The organism is Lysinibacillus sp. FSL M8-0337, assembly GCF_038593855.1.
In the GTDB taxonomy this organism is placed as follows: Bacteria; Bacillota; Bacilli; order Bacillales_A; family Planococcaceae; genus Lysinibacillus; species Lysinibacillus sphaericus_D.
On record NZ_CP151996.1, the window covers coordinates 4,190,252 to 4,207,396 of the forward strand.

The following is a 17,145-nucleotide window of genomic DNA, read 5'->3' on the forward strand; positions in this document are numbered from 1 at the left end:
AGATAAACTATGTTTATTTAGAAATGAGTAAACGAACATTCGCTTACTCTTATCGACTTATCCTTGCTCTTTTTTTAACAATGTTTCGGTACGATCGAATTCTTCCTCAATTTCAGCATTTCTCTTATATGTCACCATACTTACAACAACGGCTACTATTAAACAAACAAAGAATCCTGGAACGATTTCGTATAAAGTAGTTGAAAGCAGCTTTATTTTGCCCCATATAAAGGCTGTTGCCGCACCTGTCACCATTCCACTAAGCGCTCCGTAATTCGTCAATTTCTTCCAATATAATGATAATAAAATTATTGGACCAAACGCAGCCCCAAAGCCAGCCCAAGCAAACCCTACTAAATTTAAAATGGAGTTTTCAGGGTTCCAAGCTAAAATTGCTGCAATAATGGCTACTACTAAAACTGCCATACGCCCAATAAACACATAATGTTTATCGTTTGCTGTTTTATTAAATAACGCCTTGTAAATATCTTCAACAAGTGCTGAAGAAGTGACAATTAATTGCGATGAAATGGTACTCATAATTGCAGCAAGAATAGCAGCCAGCATAATACCTGCGATAAATGGATGGAATAAAATTTGACCAAGTACAATAAAGACCGTTTCAGCGTCTTTTAATTCCCCTGCATTTTGTTGATAGTACGCTACACCTACTAATGCCGTTGCAAGGGCACCAGCAAGACTTAAAATCATCCAACCAATACCGATGCGACGAGCCTGTTTCGTTTCCTTTACAGAACTAATCGCCATAAAACGCACGATTATATGGGGTTGCCCAAAGTATCCTAACCCCCATGCAAGCGATGAAATAATCGCTGCAGCTGTCGCTGATGCTGGTAATAAACTTAAATGTTCTGGGTTTACCGTTTTAATGGATTCTACTGTTTCACTAAGACCACCCGTTAAAAATAGCCCAAATAAAGGTACTGTAATCAGTGCTAAAAACATAATAAGACCTTGTAAAAAGTCCGTATAACTCACCGCTAGGAAACCACCAAACAATGTATAGGCAACAACTACGCCTGATACAATCAATAAACCAGTATGATATTCGTACCCAAATGAGCTGTCAAAAAACTTACCGCCAGCTACCATACCTGAGGAAACATAGAATGTGAAAAACAATAAAATAATGAGTCCTGAAGCAATTCTGATTAATCTTGTATGATCACGTAAGCGATTATCTAAATAACTCGGTATTGTAATCGAGTCATTTGAAACTTGCGTATAAACCCGTAATCTTGGTGCGACAAACATCCAATTCAAATAAGCTCCTATTGTTAACCCAATGGCGATCCATGCTTCAACAAGTCCCGAAGCATAAATTGCCCCTGGAAGCCCCATTAAAAGCCAACCTGACATATCTGCAGCACCTGCACTCAACGCTGTAACAGCAGGCCCTAATGATCGACCACCTAGCATATAATCTGTTAAATTTGAAGTTTTAACGAATGCATACCACCCGATTCCGAGCATGACAATCATATAAATGATAATAGCAATAAGCTGATAAGTATTATCTGACATAAGCATTCCTCCTTTTCACCACTTTTTTTACATAGAATACTTTTCACTATTAATATACCGTAAAATGTTCAAAAACGAAAATCCATTTTCTGAATATTCGATTTACCGAATATTTGAAATGGAAACAACGTGAAGAAAATTGTGTTACACTAATGCCATCTATTACACAACAAAGAAGGCGAAACAAATGACATTTGAAGAAATGAAAACACTGCTTCTAGACCAGATTTCACAACAACAACTCATTGCGGCTACAATTAGTCAACCACGAATGAAGTCCAATGAAATAAAGCGTATTAAACTAAAGCCCATCATGTTGAAAGAAGCTTATCATATACAAATTGAATACCAATATGAGCGTATTTTAAAACATGAGAATGTCCTATTAGCCGATTTCCCGCCTAAGCTTGACCTATTTTTTACTGACTTCCGTCAAGCACATATCGACTTTAAAGAAGAAAAAGTACACGTGCAACTATCGAAAAAAAATAAAGTTTTATGGAAATCAGATAAAGCAGCTACTCCGAAGCAAGTAAACTTATCACATAATCGTAAGAAAAACTATTTACTTGATGAGTCCACGCCTTATCCTTTTTTAATTCGTTTAGGTGTACAAAGCGAAGAAGGAAAAGTAAAAAAACAAAAATACGATAAATTCAAGCAAATTAATCGCTTCATTGAATTTATCGACGATGCCTTAGCCTATTTACCAAAAAATCGCCAAGTCCGTATTTTAGATTTTGGTTCAGGAAAATCCTATTTGACGTTTGCCTTGTATCATTACTTAAAAATTGAAAAAGGGTTGGATATTCGCGTTACTGGCTTAGATCTGAAAAAAGAGGTAATCGAGGAATGCTCTCGTATTGCACAAGATTTAGGCTACGAGCAACTTGAATTTTTAGTTGGGGATATTAATGACTATAACGATGAATCGAATGTAGACATGGTCGTAACTCTACATGCGTGTGATGTTGCAACAGATATGGCATTATCGCGCGCAGTGAAATGGGGCGCAAGTGTTATTTTAAGTGTCCCTTGTTGTCAACATGAGCTAAACCGTCAACTTGATACACCGGCACTCGATGTCATGTTACAGCACGGTCTTGTTCGAGAACGTTTTGCAGCTCTCGCGACTGATTCAATTCGCGCTGAGATTTTATCACTTGTTGGTTATGAAGCACAGTTGTTGGAATTTATAGATATGGAGAACACACCGAAAAACATTCTAATTCGCGCGTATTATACTGGCAAAAAACCAACCGCACAACAACGTGCTAAGTATGATGCCTTTGTAACACTTTTGAATGCAAAACCATTTTTAGCAAATGAATTAACAGCTTATTTGTAAATTATGAAAACCCGAGGCGCATTATGTGCCTCGGGTTCTTTTTATAGCTCTTGTCGTAATGCTTGAATAACATCTATCTTCGTTGCTTTACGAGCTGGTCGGTAGCCTGAAATCATCGCCACACCAATACTGATGGCAGACGCAATGATAACAAGTTGCCATGGGATAAGTGAAAAAGTAATATCTGACGAACTAAAAGCATCCTCACCTGTCGCCGCTTTTAAAATTAATGGTAAAACTGCATTTGCTGTAAAGCTAATGACATATGAAATAATAACTGCAATAACGGTACCTAAAATGCCAATAAATGTGCTTTCCATTAAAAAGAGTCGTTGAATCAACTTTGGACTAGCGCCAATTGCCTTTAATACCCCAATTTCACGTGTACGCTCTGTAACCGCCATTGTCATCGTATTGAAAATCCCAATAGAGGCGATTAACACTGCAATGGTTCCAACAAAAATTAAACCAATTTTCAATACAAGGAAAAATATATCCATCTGATCCAATTGCTCCGTCACAGAGAACACGCTATAGCCCTTGTCTTTTAACTTTTCCAAAATAGGCTTTACATTTTCTAGACTATCCGCATAAATATTGAATTCCGTATTAAACACTTCATCTTCTGCTACTTTATCTAATGCTGCAAGGGTACTTCCTATCGCTGCTTTTTGCGTTGAATCCATATAGACGGTATTGTCAATCATCCAATCATAAGATGGTTTTTTTGTCACACCAACTATTGTATATTTCACCTTTTCAGTTTCAGACGCTCCATTGGAATTGGAAGCTAAAGATAATTCAATTTCTTTACCAATTAAAGACTTTTTATATCCTTCTTCACTACCATCGTAAAACGTTCCTTCTATTTCAGCCTTTTTGCTTTTTTCTTTAATGACATCTCGTTCTGCATCATTTAATAATGTTTGAGCAAAATGATATCCTACAATAATCTCATTTGACTTTGTTGGAAATTCCCCTTTTGCAAGCTTCCCAGTTACACTCTTAAAATCTGTCATATTCGTTATAACTAGACTTGAGTTTGTATCACGATCTTCAAAATATGAGTGCGCACTTGCATTAACTGCACTCGTTTCAAGCACTGTTTTAACATGGTCGATAGACTTGATTTCATCTTTCTGTTGCTCTGTAAATTGTGAGCCATCATATACTTGAATTTTAGTTATATTTTCATCTGATAGTATCTCGTTACGAATCGAATCCTGTAACCCAAACCCTACGGATGCAAGAACAATTAAAAATGCACACCCCATTGTTGCAGCAAGTACAGTCATAAATACACGTAATTTATTTTTCTTAATATGTTGGATAACAAAATCCAATTGGTCTTTCCATATCATGTTATTCATCCTCCTTCACAAGCTCGCCATCATACATACGGAAACGACGATGAGCGATTGTTGCCACTTCTTCATCGTGCGTAATAATGACAAAGGTTAAGCCAAGCTCACGATTTAAACTTTGAATAAGGAGTAAAATATCCTGCTCTGTTTCAGAATCTAGACTCCCTGTCGGCTCGTCCGCAAGCAAAATAGGAGGATTGGTAATCAGCGCTCTTGCAATACTTACACGTTGTTGCTGACCGCCTGATAATTCATTTGGATAATGGTCGGCCACTGTTGATAATCCGACTTTGTCCATTAATTTTTTCACTTTTTCTTTACGAATAGCTTTGCTTGCACCCTGTAATTTCAAAGGTAACTCTATATTCTCAAATGCAGTTAAACCCGGCATAAGTTGAAAGTTTTGAAAGATAAATCCGAACTGGCGCAATCGAAAAGCTGCACTTTCTGTTTCAGTGAGTTTCTCTGTCTGTTGTCCATTCACACGAATAGAACCTTGTTCAGCTTTCATAAACCCAGCTAAAATTTGTAGTAATGTTGATTTTCCAGAGCCACTCTTGCCCACAATTGCGACAATCTCTCCTTTTTTCACTTCAAAATTTACGCCCTTTAATACAGGTACATGTTTTTCCTTACCTTTTTTTCCAATTAAAAATGTATGTTGTAAGTTCTCGACTTGAATCATTTTTGACTTGACGCCCCTTTCTCTTACTTCTCTATTGTAGAAAACAATTCTTAATATTAACGAAGGATAAAAATGAAGATATTCTTAAGAAATTAGGGAACACTAAGAAATGTGAAGATATCTATCTTTACAATTCCTTTACAATTCAAAATCGACGACTTGTGAAAATTATGTCTTCCAAAGAGCACTCTCTGTACTAAACAGAATAGTTGAATTTAATGAAACCTTTATTATATAGGCATTTATGCTGTAATAATATAAATAAACACACGCTAACACTTAATATTTGTGAACAAAATGTATATTACAGGATTGTAAAGTTTTATATAGGAAAGATAAATTTTATGTAGATAAACGTAAGATTTTGTTATGATAGTAAAGTTTAAAGGTCGTTTATTTTATCTATATCCAGGAGGATTCTATTTACATGCTTAACTCAAAAAAACAAGACCCTTTCTTTGTAGCATTGCATAAAATTGCTGAAAATATGAGAGAGGCCGTACATTACGCAAATGATTTTCGTATAACAAGTGTAGCTGACTTAAAAGAGATTAGCATTACAATGAAAAATTACGAAACAGCTGGCGATAAACTCATTCATGAACTAATCGTAATGCTAAACAAATCATTTATGACACCGATCGAACGAGAAGATATTTTAGAATTCGCTATTCGTATGGACGATGTGTTAGATGGTACGGAGCATTGTATCGCCCACTTCGAAATGTTCTCCTTAACAGAAGTTGACGAATCAATGCGCATTTTCTTAGGCTATATTTCTAAAAGTGCCGACGAAATTGTTAAAGCAACTGAAGAGTTAAAGAAAAAGAATCTTATTGGCATGCGCCCACATGCCATTCTAATAAAAGACTATGAGCGTGAATGTGACGAAGTACAAAGAACTTCTATTAAGCAATTATTTTTAAATGAAAAAGATCCAATCCGCATCATTAAGTTTAAAGATATTTATGAACAACTTGAGGATATCGCTGATTATTGTCAAAACGTTGCCAACACAATGGAAACAATTATCATGCGTAACGCGTAACTAGGAGTGGGTCAAATACAATGAATACAATCATTATACTAACCGTATTGGTCGTCATCTTTGCCCTAACATTTGACTTTATTAATGGTTTCCATGATACAGCAAATGCTATCGCAACTTCGGTTTCCACAAGAGCATTGCCCCCACGTGTTGCCATTATTATGGCAGCGACGATGAACTTTATCGGTGCTATTACTTTCGTGGGTGTCGCAAAAGCTCTAACAAAAGATATTGTCGATCCATTCTCTTTAAATGCTTTTGAAGGAGATACAACTGGTTCTGTCGTTATATTAGCCGCATTAATTTCAGCTATTATATGGAACCTACTTACTTGGTACTTTGGTATTCCATCAAGTTCCTCACATACATTAATCGGTTCAATTGCCGGCGCAGCAGTTGCTTCTGCAGGCTTTAGCGTCCTTAATTATGGCGGTTTTACAAAAATCATTATGGCATTAGTATTGTCACCACTCATTGCAATTTGTGCCGGCTTTCTTATGATGACGCTGTTTAAATTATGGTTTAAAAACTTAAATTTATATCGTACGAATAAAGGCTTCCGGACAATGCAAATTTTCACAGCGGCTATCCAATCGTTTACGCACGGTACAAATGACGCCCAAAAAGCAATGGGGATTATGACAATGGCGCTAATTGCAGGAGGCTTGCATACTGGGGATGAAATTCCTTTTTGGATTCGAGCAGCGGCAGCTACTGCTATGGGTCTTGGTACTTCTATTGGTGGTTATAAAATTATTAAAACGGTCGGCGGTAAAATTATGAAAATCCGTCCTGTAAATGGCGTTGCAGCGGACTTAGCTTCTGCTACTGTTATTTTCGGTGCGACATTAGTACACTTACCAGTATCCACAACACACGTCATTTCTTCATCCATCATGGGTGTTGGTTCAGCACAACGAGTTCGTGGTGTTAACTGGGGAATGGCACGAAAAATTGTAACCACTTGGATTATTACAATGCCAATATCAGCTGTAATGGCATCCGTTATTTACTTTATATTATCTTTATTCTTTTAGAATTCACGGCACTCTCTGCTCACAGAAAGTGCCGTTTTTTCGGTGCCAGGCACTCATACAAATCTCACACAATTCTCACACAATATACTGCGAGCAGGATTTTCTACTTTGTCACACGACAAAAAGTGACACATCCTTTACACTAGTTTAAAAGGGGGATGCATTATCGTTATGAAAACTTTTTCAGCTTTTATCACTGCACATGCAAAAGCTATCGTTGCCATTTGGATTGTTATTTTTATCGCAATGGCTGTGTTTGCTATACAGCTTCCTAGCAAACTGCATGGAGATGGCTTTTTTGTTGAAGCTGATCATACCTATGTCACAAATGAACTAGCCAAAACATTCGACTTACCTGCAGAAACAATCATGGTTGTTTTTGATCAAGCAAGCAATAAAAAAATTGAAAACACCCTACAAAAGCTAGAGGACATTGAAGAAGTTCACTCTATTCAGTCACCATTGGATGATTCCACTTTACAAAAGAATGGCATTTCCTATGCCATGGTACATTTTAAAAATAACATTGATAATTTGCCTGCTATCGTCAAAGAGGTTCGTGCTTTAGTTGAAGATGAAGGGATCAGTGTAACTGGTGGTCCTGTGATTTCGGAGGATATTAATGAAGCTAGCCAAAAGGACTTAGCATCCGCTGAAGCCATTGGTTTACCAATCGCTATTGTTGTGCTATTACTTGCTTTCGGTACCGTTGTAGCTGCAATTTTACCAATTTTAATCGGAGTTGTTACCGTTGTCACAGCATTCGGACTGTTGACGCTACTAAGTGGTAGCGTTAATTTATCCATTTTTGTGTTAAATATTGTACCAATGCTTGGACTTGCCCTTAGTATTGATTTCGCCCTGCTATTTATTAATCGCTATCGTGAAGAGCGTAACCATTCAAGCATTGCCGAAGCTATACAAATCGCCATCCAAACAGCCGGTCGTTCTATTATTTTTTCTGCTGTTTGTGTCATGATTGGTCTTGGTGCCATGATTGTCATTGATGTAGAAATCTTCCGCAATATTGCCCTAGGTGGTACAATTGTCGTATTGTTTGCCGTGCTTTCCGGTCTCACTTTATTACCTGCGACAATGATGGTGTTAGGAGATCGCCTAAATAAATGGCGTATATTACGTGTAAAGCCAGGTGGCACGAATCGTTGGCACAGTTTTGCTGGCTTTGTTATGAAGCGACCTGTCTCTATTGTTATTGTCGCTTTATTATTACTTGGTATCGGGATGATTCCGTTAAAGGATATTAAACTTGCTATACCGCAAGTAGATTCTTTACCAACCAAATACGATGCCCGAGCAGCTTACGATAAATTAGATGAAACGTTTGGGCTCGGTGATACATCCGTTTTATATTTACTTGCAGAACGCCAAGATGGTTGGGAAGACGAGCAAGGAAGAAAGCTACTGTTTGATATACAAGAAAAACTGCTTAACGATCCGCTCGTTGATGAAGTATCAACGATTTATACAGCAGCCCAAATGAAATCACCAGAGGAATTAACCGCTTCCTTAAAAATGCCACAAATGGCAGAACAATTAAAACCAATTATTGATACTTTTTCAAAGGATACACAGCTATTTATTCCTATTACATTAAATGTAGCTGGTTCATCTTCAGCAGCACAGCAATTCGCCAGAACGTGGATGGACAAGGATTTAAATGTTGACTTCAAACTAGGTGGACAAGGGAAATTTAATCAAGAAATTTTTGATGAAATTGCTAGTAAAATAATATTTGCAGTTTCTATCATTATCGTGTCGACGTTCTTTATTTTGATGCTTGCCTTCCGTTCCATTTTAATTCCTCTCAAGGCAATCATTATGAATATAATCGGATTATCATCCGCGTTTGGCATACTAGTTTATATTTTCCAATATGGGCATTTTGGAATAGAGGCTGGAACAATCGTCCTTATTATTCCAGTTATCGTATTTTGCCTTGTATTTGGTTTAAGTATGGACTATGAAGTATTTTTAATCTCTCGCATACAGGAAGAATATCAAAAAGGGGCAGATAATACGCGTGCAACAGTGGATGGGCTAACATCTACTAGCCGTATCATTACATCTGCTGCGCTGATTATGATTGTTATTACAGGGGCATTTGCCTTTACTGATGTCATGCCTGTAAAGCAAATCGGTGTTGGTATTGCGATTGCCATCGCGATTGACGCGACCATTATTCGGCTTATGCTAGTGCCAAGCCTTATGAAGCTATTTGGTGATTGGAACTGGTGGCTACCATTTGCTAAGAAAAAGTAATGATGCACACAAAAAATCCGAGAACATGTAGTTACATTGTTCTCGGATTTTACGTTTAAAAAGATTGACGATACCACGCTCTTGCCGCCTCTACCTCTGGCATTGTGAGCTGATGTCCGTAGTTAAACCATGCTGTCGTTACATGAGCACCCGCTTTCGATAACAGCGACTCCAAATCTTCTGATTCCTGTGCAGTACACATTGGATCATTGGTTCCTGCACCTATAAATACCGGAATATTAGGTAACGCAGGTAGTTCGATGCCACGTCTTGGCACCATCGGATGATGTAAAATTGCCCCTGCTAATGCATCTTCAAAGTGGAATAATAAGCTTGCAGCAATATTGGCTCCGTTTGAATAACCAATCGCTACAATGCGCGTACGATCAAAACCATACTCCTCTGCTGCGGTTGCCAAAAAGCTTTGTAATTCTTGTGTACGGAAGATTAAATCTTCTATATCAAAAACACCTTCAGCTAAGCGACGGAAAAAACGAGGCATACCGTTTTCTAATACATTACCTCGTACACTTAAAATATTGGCTGTTGCATCAATTTCCTTTGCAAGACTGATTAACGAATGCTCATCCCCACCTGTACCATGTAATAACAATAAGGTTGGCTTTGTTTCATCTGTACCTTTATGAAATAAATGTTGCATAAACCCATCACCTTTCAATTATCTTGAATTCGAGATAATTGTAGCCTGTGGTAATATTAAATTCAAACTTTTTGACTTATTTATTTCACGGTTTTCACTATTTGGCTGTTCTTGATTATTTTTATAAAAATTTTGAATCGTAAAAACTGAAAATAAACATGCAATGACTAAAACAACAATTACAATCCCCACCAATTTTTTACCACTCATGTCGTTTCCCCCATATTACTTAGTTCTTTTTACGAAAGCCTTCTTCTAGTAAGTATTCTTTTGCAGCATCATATGTGCCAAAGGCTTCTTCTAAATTATCTCGATGATAGACATTCCAAGACCGTTGCTCAAACGCAAGCTCCAATTGATCGCCTTCACGATTACGCCAAGTTTCAATAATCGGCTCTTCTACTTCTTGTTCCTCGCCTAAATAAGTAATGGCATCTTCGATAATGGCACGCAACTGTTGCTCATCATAATCGCGAATATTGACTAATCCTTTATCATTTGCTTCATTTTCATAGCGCAATAAATCACCTACAAAGACAAAACCATTGCCATTTGGATGCAATTTTTCTACGACAATCGTCTTTTCAAACAAACTGTCCATATAATGATAATTCACTCGTTTCATCGAAATTTCTTTTTTCGTTAATTCGGAAAACGATTCAATTATCGCTTGTTTTTGTTCAAATGTTAGCATATATATGCTCCTTTTCTTTCATTGTAAATACAAGTATAGCTTATTTTCTACATAAATTAACATATAGACATAAAATGCTCATAAAAATAACTTCCATTCATTTCGAAGTTATCTTTATGAGCGTAAAGCATGCATACTGCTATATGCCATACATGCCAATGGTCATTTTCTAATTATTCAGGGCTGGTGACTTTTCTATCGATTGTACATTGCACTTTTGGCAAAGCGAATAACATCCGCCACATACAGCTCACGATACGGAACAAATTGTGCCGTACTGACAGGACGCACAAGTCGTGCTCGTTTCCCATCTGGGAAATATTCATATCCCTCAATATTTAGTGTGACAGTATTCCCTAAAAAGAATGCTTCGGCTTCATCAAGCTTTGCTCGAACAACTCCCGAAACTTCCTCATATTGTAGCTCAAATGCGTCCCAATTATCCTCAAACGGGTATAAATAGACATGACAAAATTCATTATCTATCATATTTTCAGATACGATGCTACAAGATGTCATCCCCATTTTGACGATGTCTTGAATATTGATTTTTAACCCCAATTCTTCTTTTACTTCGCGTATGCCCGCTTCTACTGTCTCAACCGCTAATAAATGCCCTGCTGCTGTTATATCTAGCAATCCTGGATAATCCTTCTTTTGCGCACTACGGATTTGGAAATAAATATAGTTCTCGTTGACAAGCCAGCAGTGAAATGTTTCATGCCACAAGCCCTTCTCATGTACTTCAGCCCGTGTAGCCGTTCCAATTTGTTCATGCTGCTCATTAAAAACTTTAACAATTTCTTGTTCCACTTTTATTCGACCCCTATACTGACTTCGTAGCCTTTTTCTTTATCGCATTTCGTTCATCATAAATATTCGAAACAATTACTTTTAGTACCGCATAGAATGGTACCGCAATAATAATCCCAATAAAGCCTGCTATATTACCTGCTGCTAAAATAATCGTAATAACTGTTAACGGATGGATATCAAGCGATTTCCCCATAACATTAGGCGTAATAAAGTTACTATCAATCTGCTGCGCAATAAGTGTAACAACGCATACCCACACAACAAGCATTGGATCTTGAATCACTGCTACAATGACTGCTGGCGCAAGGGCAATCCACGGTCCAATAAACGGAATCATATTCATAAAGAAAGCAAAAATCACGAGCAATAATGAATACTCTAAGCCAATTATTAAATACCCAACATACATGATAAGTGCTAGTAAAAAACTGATTTGCAGTTGCCCTTGAATATAGCTACGCAATACATCGTCTATTTCACTTAATGTCTTTTTAATCCATTCACGACGCTCGCCAGTAAAATATTTATAAATGGAAGGCGCAAATTTCTCATGGTCCTTCAACATAAAAATGAAGAAAAATGGAATTAAAATCGCTAGTAAAGAAACTGACACCAGTGATTGGATAAATGATACAAGCCATTTACTTGCTACGACAGCAATACTCTGTACAGAATTGGCTAGATTATCAATAAAATCGGTTATTTGCGGAGGTAAATTATCCTTATTGCTGAACAAGCTAAACACATAATCAGTTGCCTCTTGAATACTTGAACTAATCAGTGGTGCATTTTTTGCCAGATTATTAAGCTGTGTAGCAATCGGATTACCAATAATCCAACCAAAGCCGACTACTATGGCAATCAGTCCAACGACAATTGTTAAAATACTCGACCACCTTGGCCATCTACGCTTTTCTAAAAAACGTTGAATTGGCTCTGTCACATAATACAACACACCCCCAAGTAGTAACGGCACAAAAATCGCTTTTAAAATCATAGCAAGCGGTGTGAAAATCCAATGAATCTCTATAAAATATTTAAGTATTAGTAAAACTAGTAAAATCCCTATACCTACTTGGAACCATACCTTCCTCGTCACTTTCTTCACTTCCTTTTATCACAGTTACTGAAAATACTACTTATATATTAACCATTTCGCAAGTATCCTAGTATCTATTACAAAGATAACAAGCAAAAAAACAACTTATCTTGGACAATTTTTATAGAAAACACTCTCAAGTAGCTCCGTTGGGACAAAGAGAAAAAGTGTTAGATTGACAGCCATCAATCTAACACTTTTTCTCTATCGTTGATGTCCGCTACTGCGGTGCTTTCCGCGGGCACACACGTAAGCCGCAACCCTCGCTTACGCGCTGAATGCCAGCGTCTTACGCTGTGTGCGTTCTGAGCAGGGGTCACCGCCTTTTGCTACCATCAACTAGCGTTCTTTGCGGAACTTGTTCTACTAAGTCATAAAACAGGTTCTACAACTTTGTATCATCCACTGAATTTAAGTAATCCTCAATCACACCGATTACTGATTCTACACAGCCATCCTCAAACGGTGAAATTAGGCCAGCTTCCTTCACAAGCTTTGTAAATGACATAGAGCCGCCTAAGCCACATAAATGGATATAATCCTTCCAAGCAGCGTCAAACTCTTCACGTGAGCGTTTCCAGAATTGGAACGCACAGATTTGCGCTAATGTGTAGTCAATATAATAGAATGGACTTGCATAAATATGTGCCTGACGTTGCCATATACCACCTGACTCTAAGTAGCTATTGCCATCATAGTCACGGTGTGGTAAATAGGTTTGCTCGATTTTTTTCCATGCAGCTTTACGCTCAGCAGGCGTCATCTCTGGATTTTCATAAATAACATGTTGGAATTCATCAACAGCAACACCGTAAGGAAGAAATAATAAGCCACTGCTTAAATGTGTAAATTTATATTTCTCCGTGTCTTCTTTGAAGAATAGTTCCATCCAAGGCCATGTGAAAAACTCCATACTCATCGAATGGATTTCGCATGATTCATAGGTTGGCCATAAATATTCAGGGATGCCAATATCACGGCTTGAGAATACTTGGAAGGCATGTCCAGCCTCATGTGTTAACACATCAATATCACCTGATGTCCCGTTAAAGTTCGAGAAAATAAATGGCGAATGGTAATTTTCAATAAATGTACAATAGCCGCCACTTTCTTTCCCCTTTTTCGCTACTAAGTCCATTAAGTCATGGTCAATCATAAAGTTGAAAAATTCACCCGTTTCAGGAGATAATTCTTCATACATTTTTTTACCGTTTGCCACAATCCAATTTGCGTCACCTTTTGGCGTAGCATTACCTGTTAAGAAGTTTAACGCTTCATCATAAAACTTTAGTTCGGGAATCCCGATTCGCTTTGCTTGACGCTCAAATAGTTTTGTTGCAACTGGCACGATTAAATCACGCACTTGGTCACGGAATTTCTTAACCATTTCAGCATTATAATCAATTCGGTTCATACGGATATAGCCAAGCTCCACATAATTTTGATAGCCTAATTTTACAGCAATTTCATGACGCACTTTGACTAGCTCATCATATAAGCGATCAAATTCCGCTTCATGCTCAGCAAAGAAGCCAAAACGAGCTTCTGTAGCAGCCTTACGCATTGCTCGATCTGTCGATTCTGTATAAGGGCCTAATTGGGCTAGCGTTAATGTTTCGCCGTTAAAGTCGATTTGTGCTGAAGCAACTAGTTTATTATATTCTGATACTAGTTTGTTTTCCTTTTGCATTAAATCAATGACTTTCGGTGAAAATCCTTTAATTTGATAGGATGCTAAATCAAATAACTGTTGCCCCCATTTTTCCTCTAACTGCTCGCGGAATGGTGAAGCGATTAATGCTTTATAATATTCGGTTGTGATTTCTTCTAGCTCAGGGCCTACTTCATCAAAATAGTCACGTTCTTCTTGATAAAATGAATCGTGGGTATCAATCGATGCTCGAATGTAGACGAGGTTAGCCATTGTCGCATATTCATTACTTAGTTCATTTAATTTTTCGATTAGCTCGCTTTGTGCCTCAACCGTTTGTGCTTCTTTAAATTGCTCGATTAAAGCTAACTGTTGCTCTTTCATCGCCTCCACGTTCGGACGACTGTATACATAATCTTTAAACGTTGTCATAGAAGTACCCTCTTTCTGTCGTTTAGTCATTATATTTCTATTATATGCCAAATATATAAAGGAAAGAAAGTAAATATATTATTAATGACCAATGATATATGTTTTTAATAATGCCGCTCTTTCACGTAGTCTTAACTTCGCTTCCACAGATTTTGGGGTTTTGGCAACAACGACATCTGCCTCTAAATCAAGCTTCTTCGCTAAATACTTCGCTCGTTGTAAATGGAAATCATTCGAGACAATCGTAATTTGCTTTGTCCCTGCTGGTAGTAATTCTTTTGAAAATAATAAGTTTTCATAGGTCGATGTGGATTGCTCTTCCATTAAAATTCGTTCAGCTTCAATGCCCTTCTCTTCTAGGTAGGTAAACATTGCAGATGCCTCTGTTCTATCCTCATCTGTTCCCTGTCCACCCGAGACGATTACCTTAACATGTGGGTATTTATTGAGGTAGGTTACAGCCTCTTCCAATCTACTTTTTAAAGATAGTGATAATACACCACCTGGCTTTACTTTTGCTCCAAGCACGATAACATATGGTGCCGTTCCATCTGCAACTGGCTGTATGCCTTGTTTCAATTCCTGTCCTAACCATATATAAAGAGCACTACCTATACAAACAACAATTATAATGCCTCCCACTAGCCACCTTTTCACATGCAACACCCCTTTATACTAACAACGTCTTGCCTATAAAAAAGATGCTTGTACAAGGAATACTGTACAAGCATCTAAATGGTTATCTTATTGTAAAGCGTTGAATAGATTCCTGTAATGCTGAAATTTCGTCTGTTAAATCATTGGATGATTCGCTAACAAGCTGAATAGCTCTCTGTTGCTCGTCAACAGATGCCGTGACTTCTTCAGAGGAAGCGGCATTTTTCTCACTAATTAGCGCGATGCTTTCAATCGATTGCATAATATCTTCTTTAGAGCTATTTAAATATTCTACGCCCGCCGTCATCTCTCCAATATTTACTATAATCTCTCCGACAGACGCTTCTATTTCATTAAATGAAGATTCCATTATACTAACTGAATTATTTTGCTCACGGACAATGATACTTGTTTTTTTCATCTCATCGTTTACTAAGTTCGTTTCACTTTCAATCCCTCGTAACGTTGTGCGTACTAAATCTGTTGCAACAGATGTTTGATCTGCTAGCTTACGTACTTCCTCGGCTACTACAGCAAAGCCTTTGCCATGCTCCCCAGCACGTGCCGCTTCAATCGATGCATTTAATGCAAGAAGATTCGTTTGATCGGAAATTTCATTGATAGTGCCCACAATACCTTCAATTTCTCTTACTTTAACAATTAAGCTATTGAACACTGTTTGAACACTATTAATAAGCGCTGACGATTCTTGTGATTTGTGTTTTAAACTGTTTAAATTCACAAGCCCTTCTTCATTGGACTGTTTCATTTTTTGAGAAGCATCCAACATTAATTCATTTTTATCATGTAGCTCTACAATTTGCTGTGCAAATGCAATCGCTGTACGATTCGTATCTTCTGCATCTGATGCTTGTTTCACTGCTCCTCTTGATACCTCATTAATCGCTTTCACAATTTCATCACCGTAAGCATTAGTCTCCTCCGCAACGGCTGTTAAATTGGATGAAGTAGATTGAATTTCAACAATGGCTTCTTCAACATCTGTAATTAATGTCTTTAATTGATCTACCATTTCATTAAAGCCTGTGTTTAATTGCCCAATCTCATCTGATCGTTGTAGGTTTTCAATTTCTACCGTTAAATTACCTTGTGCCACTTCATGAACACGCTTCGATAATTTTTTAACCGGTAAAGCCAGATGTCTAGATACAAAAATTACAATAACGGTACCAATAATAATGGCGCCCAATAACGTTAGACCAATAACCAATAACAGTGAATTGGCTTCCTTATTAAAATCTTGCATATATGTACCAGATGCTACGATCCATCCCCAATGCGGATCTTTTGCAGAGTAAATGATTTTATCCGCTAATACGTCCTGACCTGGAAGTGTAAACTCATATTCCGTAAAGCCACCGCCTTCTATTGCTCGCTCGGTTACATCACGAATAAAGTACTTTCCACTGCTATCTTGATCATCCCACAAGTTATCCCCTTCGCGAGTAGGATGCGTTGTTAACGTTCCTTTGTCGTCTAAAACATAGATATAACCATACTCTCCTAGATTACCAGGATAATTTATTGGTCGTTTTCCCTCACTATCCTTTGGACCAAGCAGCGCTTCTCGTACTCTTTCCTGCGCAACCTCCAAAGGGATGTCACCTTTTTCTACACTTTCATTTGCAAGTTCGATTAATTGCAAAGTAGACTCAACACTATTTTGAATAACTTGTTCGCCTAAACCTTCCATACCATCCTTTGCTTTCCCATAACTGACTATACCAATGATTAAGCTCGGCACTATTAGTAATGCCATTGAAACGATAATTAATTTCCCCTGTATTGAACGTAAAAATTTCATGCT

15 protein-coding genes are annotated in these 17,145 nt (G+C 37.6%); 4 read left to right on the top strand and 11 right to left on the bottom strand.

All coding sequences use genetic code 11. From position 1 onward, the window contains the following. Positions 1-57: 57 nt before the first annotated feature. The gene (putP, locus tag MKY08_RS20385; protein ID WP_069507987.1) at positions 58-1,545 is read right to left on the bottom strand and encodes a sodium/proline symporter PutP; all 1,488 of its coding nucleotides are present in this window, start codon (positions 1,543-1,545) and stop codon (positions 58-60) included. A 187-nt stretch (positions 1,546-1,732) separates the two neighbouring features. Between putP and MKY08_RS20390 the strand changes: the two genes are divergently transcribed. Beyond that, positions 1,733-2,893: an SAM-dependent methyltransferase gene (locus tag MKY08_RS20390; RefSeq protein ID WP_069507989.1), complete on the top strand. Its 1,161-nt coding sequence runs from the start codon at positions 1,733-1,735 to the stop codon at positions 2,891-2,893. Between the two features lie 41 nt (positions 2,894-2,934). Here MKY08_RS20390 and MKY08_RS20395 read toward each other — a convergent pair whose 3' ends face one another. After that, positions 2,935-4,254, bottom strand: coding sequence for an FtsX-like permease family protein (locus tag MKY08_RS20395; RefSeq protein ID WP_069507991.1), 1,320 nt, complete (start codon positions 4,252-4,254; stop codon positions 2,935-2,937). 1 nt (position 4,255) lies between these two features. After that, complete coding sequence (locus MKY08_RS20400; protein WP_069507993.1) at positions 4,256-4,942, bottom strand: ABC transporter ATP-binding protein; 687 nt, start codon at positions 4,940-4,942, stop codon at positions 4,256-4,258. 427 nt (positions 4,943-5,369) lie between these two features. Between MKY08_RS20400 and MKY08_RS20405 the strand changes: the two genes are divergently transcribed. From MKY08_RS20405 to MKY08_RS20415, 3 genes are all read left to right on the top strand, one after another. Then, a complete protein-coding gene (locus MKY08_RS20405) occupies positions 5,370-5,990 on the top strand; it encodes a DUF47 domain-containing protein (RefSeq protein WP_024361381.1) in 621 nt (206 codons plus the stop codon). Positions 5,991-6,010: 20 nt separating this feature from the next. Next, the gene (locus MKY08_RS20410) at positions 6,011-7,027 is read left to right on the top strand and encodes an inorganic phosphate transporter (RefSeq protein ID WP_024361382.1); all 1,017 of its coding nucleotides are present in this window, start codon (positions 6,011-6,013) and stop codon (positions 7,025-7,027) included. Positions 7,028-7,198: 171 nt separating this feature from the next. Continuing rightward, positions 7,199-9,307 carry an MMPL family transporter gene (locus tag MKY08_RS20415; RefSeq protein WP_069507995.1) on the top strand — a complete coding sequence of 703 codons (2,109 nt, stop codon included), beginning with the start codon at positions 7,199-7,201 and terminating at the stop codon, positions 9,305-9,307. 55 nt (positions 9,308-9,362) lie between these two features. Here the strand turns inward: MKY08_RS20415 and MKY08_RS20420 are convergent, their stop codons facing one another. The 8 genes from MKY08_RS20420 to MKY08_RS20455 all read right to left on the bottom strand — a co-directional run bounded on the left by MKY08_RS20420 (position 9,363) and on the right by MKY08_RS20455 (position 17,142). Then, entirely contained in the window at positions 9,363-9,968 is a 606-nt protein-coding gene (locus MKY08_RS20420; RefSeq protein WP_069507997.1) for an alpha/beta hydrolase, read from the bottom strand. Between the two features lie 18 nt (positions 9,969-9,986). Beyond that, complete coding sequence (locus MKY08_RS20425; RefSeq protein ID WP_024361385.1) at positions 9,987-10,178, bottom strand: hypothetical protein; 192 nt, start codon at positions 10,176-10,178, stop codon at positions 9,987-9,989. A 19-nt stretch (positions 10,179-10,197) separates the two neighbouring features. Further along, entirely contained in the window at positions 10,198-10,662 is a 465-nt protein-coding gene (locus MKY08_RS20430; RefSeq protein ID WP_069507999.1) for a hypothetical protein, read from the bottom strand. 195 nt (positions 10,663-10,857) lie between these two features. Beyond that, positions 10,858-11,475, bottom strand: coding sequence for an NUDIX domain-containing protein (locus MKY08_RS20435; RefSeq protein ID WP_069508001.1), 618 nt, complete (start codon positions 11,473-11,475; stop codon positions 10,858-10,860). 13 nt (positions 11,476-11,488) lie between these two features. Then, complete coding sequence (locus MKY08_RS20440; RefSeq protein ID WP_069508003.1) at positions 11,489-12,577, bottom strand: AI-2E family transporter; 1,089 nt, start codon at positions 12,575-12,577, stop codon at positions 11,489-11,491. Between the two features lie 385 nt (positions 12,578-12,962). Continuing rightward, positions 12,963-14,660 carry a M3 family oligoendopeptidase gene (locus MKY08_RS20445; RefSeq protein WP_069508005.1) on the bottom strand — a complete coding sequence of 566 codons (1,698 nt, stop codon included), beginning with the start codon at positions 14,658-14,660 and terminating at the stop codon, positions 12,963-12,965. A gap of 81 nt (positions 14,661-14,741) precedes the next feature. Beyond that, positions 14,742-15,317 (bottom strand): YdcF family protein, encoded by a 576-nt coding sequence (locus tag MKY08_RS20450; protein ID WP_069508007.1) that lies wholly within the window; start codon positions 15,315-15,317, stop codon positions 14,742-14,744. Positions 15,318-15,399: 82 nt separating this feature from the next. Next, positions 15,400-17,142: a methyl-accepting chemotaxis protein gene (locus MKY08_RS20455; RefSeq protein ID WP_069508009.1), complete on the bottom strand. Its 1,743-nt coding sequence runs from the start codon at positions 17,140-17,142 to the stop codon at positions 15,400-15,402. Positions 17,143-17,145: the final 3 nt, after the last annotated feature.

Excerpts from the sequence above, each read along its gene's own strand:
- putP (WP_069507987.1), bottom strand. The coding sequence starts at position 1,545 with ATGTCAGATAATACTTATCAGCTTATTGCTATTATCATTTATATGATT.
- MKY08_RS20390 (WP_069507989.1), top strand. The coding sequence starts at position 1,733 with ATGACATTTGAAGAAATGAAAACACTGCTTCTAGACCAGATTTCACAA.
- MKY08_RS20395 (WP_069507991.1), bottom strand. The coding sequence starts at position 4,254 with ATGATATGGAAAGACCAATTGGATTTTGTTATCCAACATATTAAGAAA.
- MKY08_RS20400 (WP_069507993.1), bottom strand. The coding sequence starts at position 4,942 with ATGATTCAAGTCGAGAACTTACAACATACATTTTTAATTGGAAAAAAA.
- MKY08_RS20405 (WP_024361381.1), top strand. The coding sequence starts at position 5,370 with ATGCTTAACTCAAAAAAACAAGACCCTTTCTTTGTAGCATTGCATAAA.
- MKY08_RS20410 (WP_024361382.1), top strand. The coding sequence starts at position 6,011 with ATGAATACAATCATTATACTAACCGTATTGGTCGTCATCTTTGCCCTA.
- MKY08_RS20415 (WP_069507995.1), top strand. The coding sequence starts at position 7,199 with ATGAAAACTTTTTCAGCTTTTATCACTGCACATGCAAAAGCTATCGTT.
- MKY08_RS20420 (WP_069507997.1), bottom strand. The coding sequence starts at position 9,968 with ATGCAACATTTATTTCATAAAGGTACAGATGAAACAAAGCCAACCTTA.
- MKY08_RS20425 (WP_024361385.1), bottom strand. The coding sequence starts at position 10,178 with ATGAGTGGTAAAAAATTGGTGGGGATTGTAATTGTTGTTTTAGTCATT.
- MKY08_RS20430 (WP_069507999.1), bottom strand. The coding sequence starts at position 10,662 with ATGCTAACATTTGAACAAAAACAAGCGATAATTGAATCGTTTTCCGAA.
- MKY08_RS20445 (WP_069508005.1), bottom strand. The coding sequence starts at position 14,660 with ATGACAACGTTTAAAGATTATGTATACAGTCGTCCGAACGTGGAGGCG.
- MKY08_RS20455 (WP_069508009.1), bottom strand. The coding sequence starts at position 17,142 with ATGAAATTTTTACGTTCAATACAGGGGAAATTAATTATCGTTTCAATG.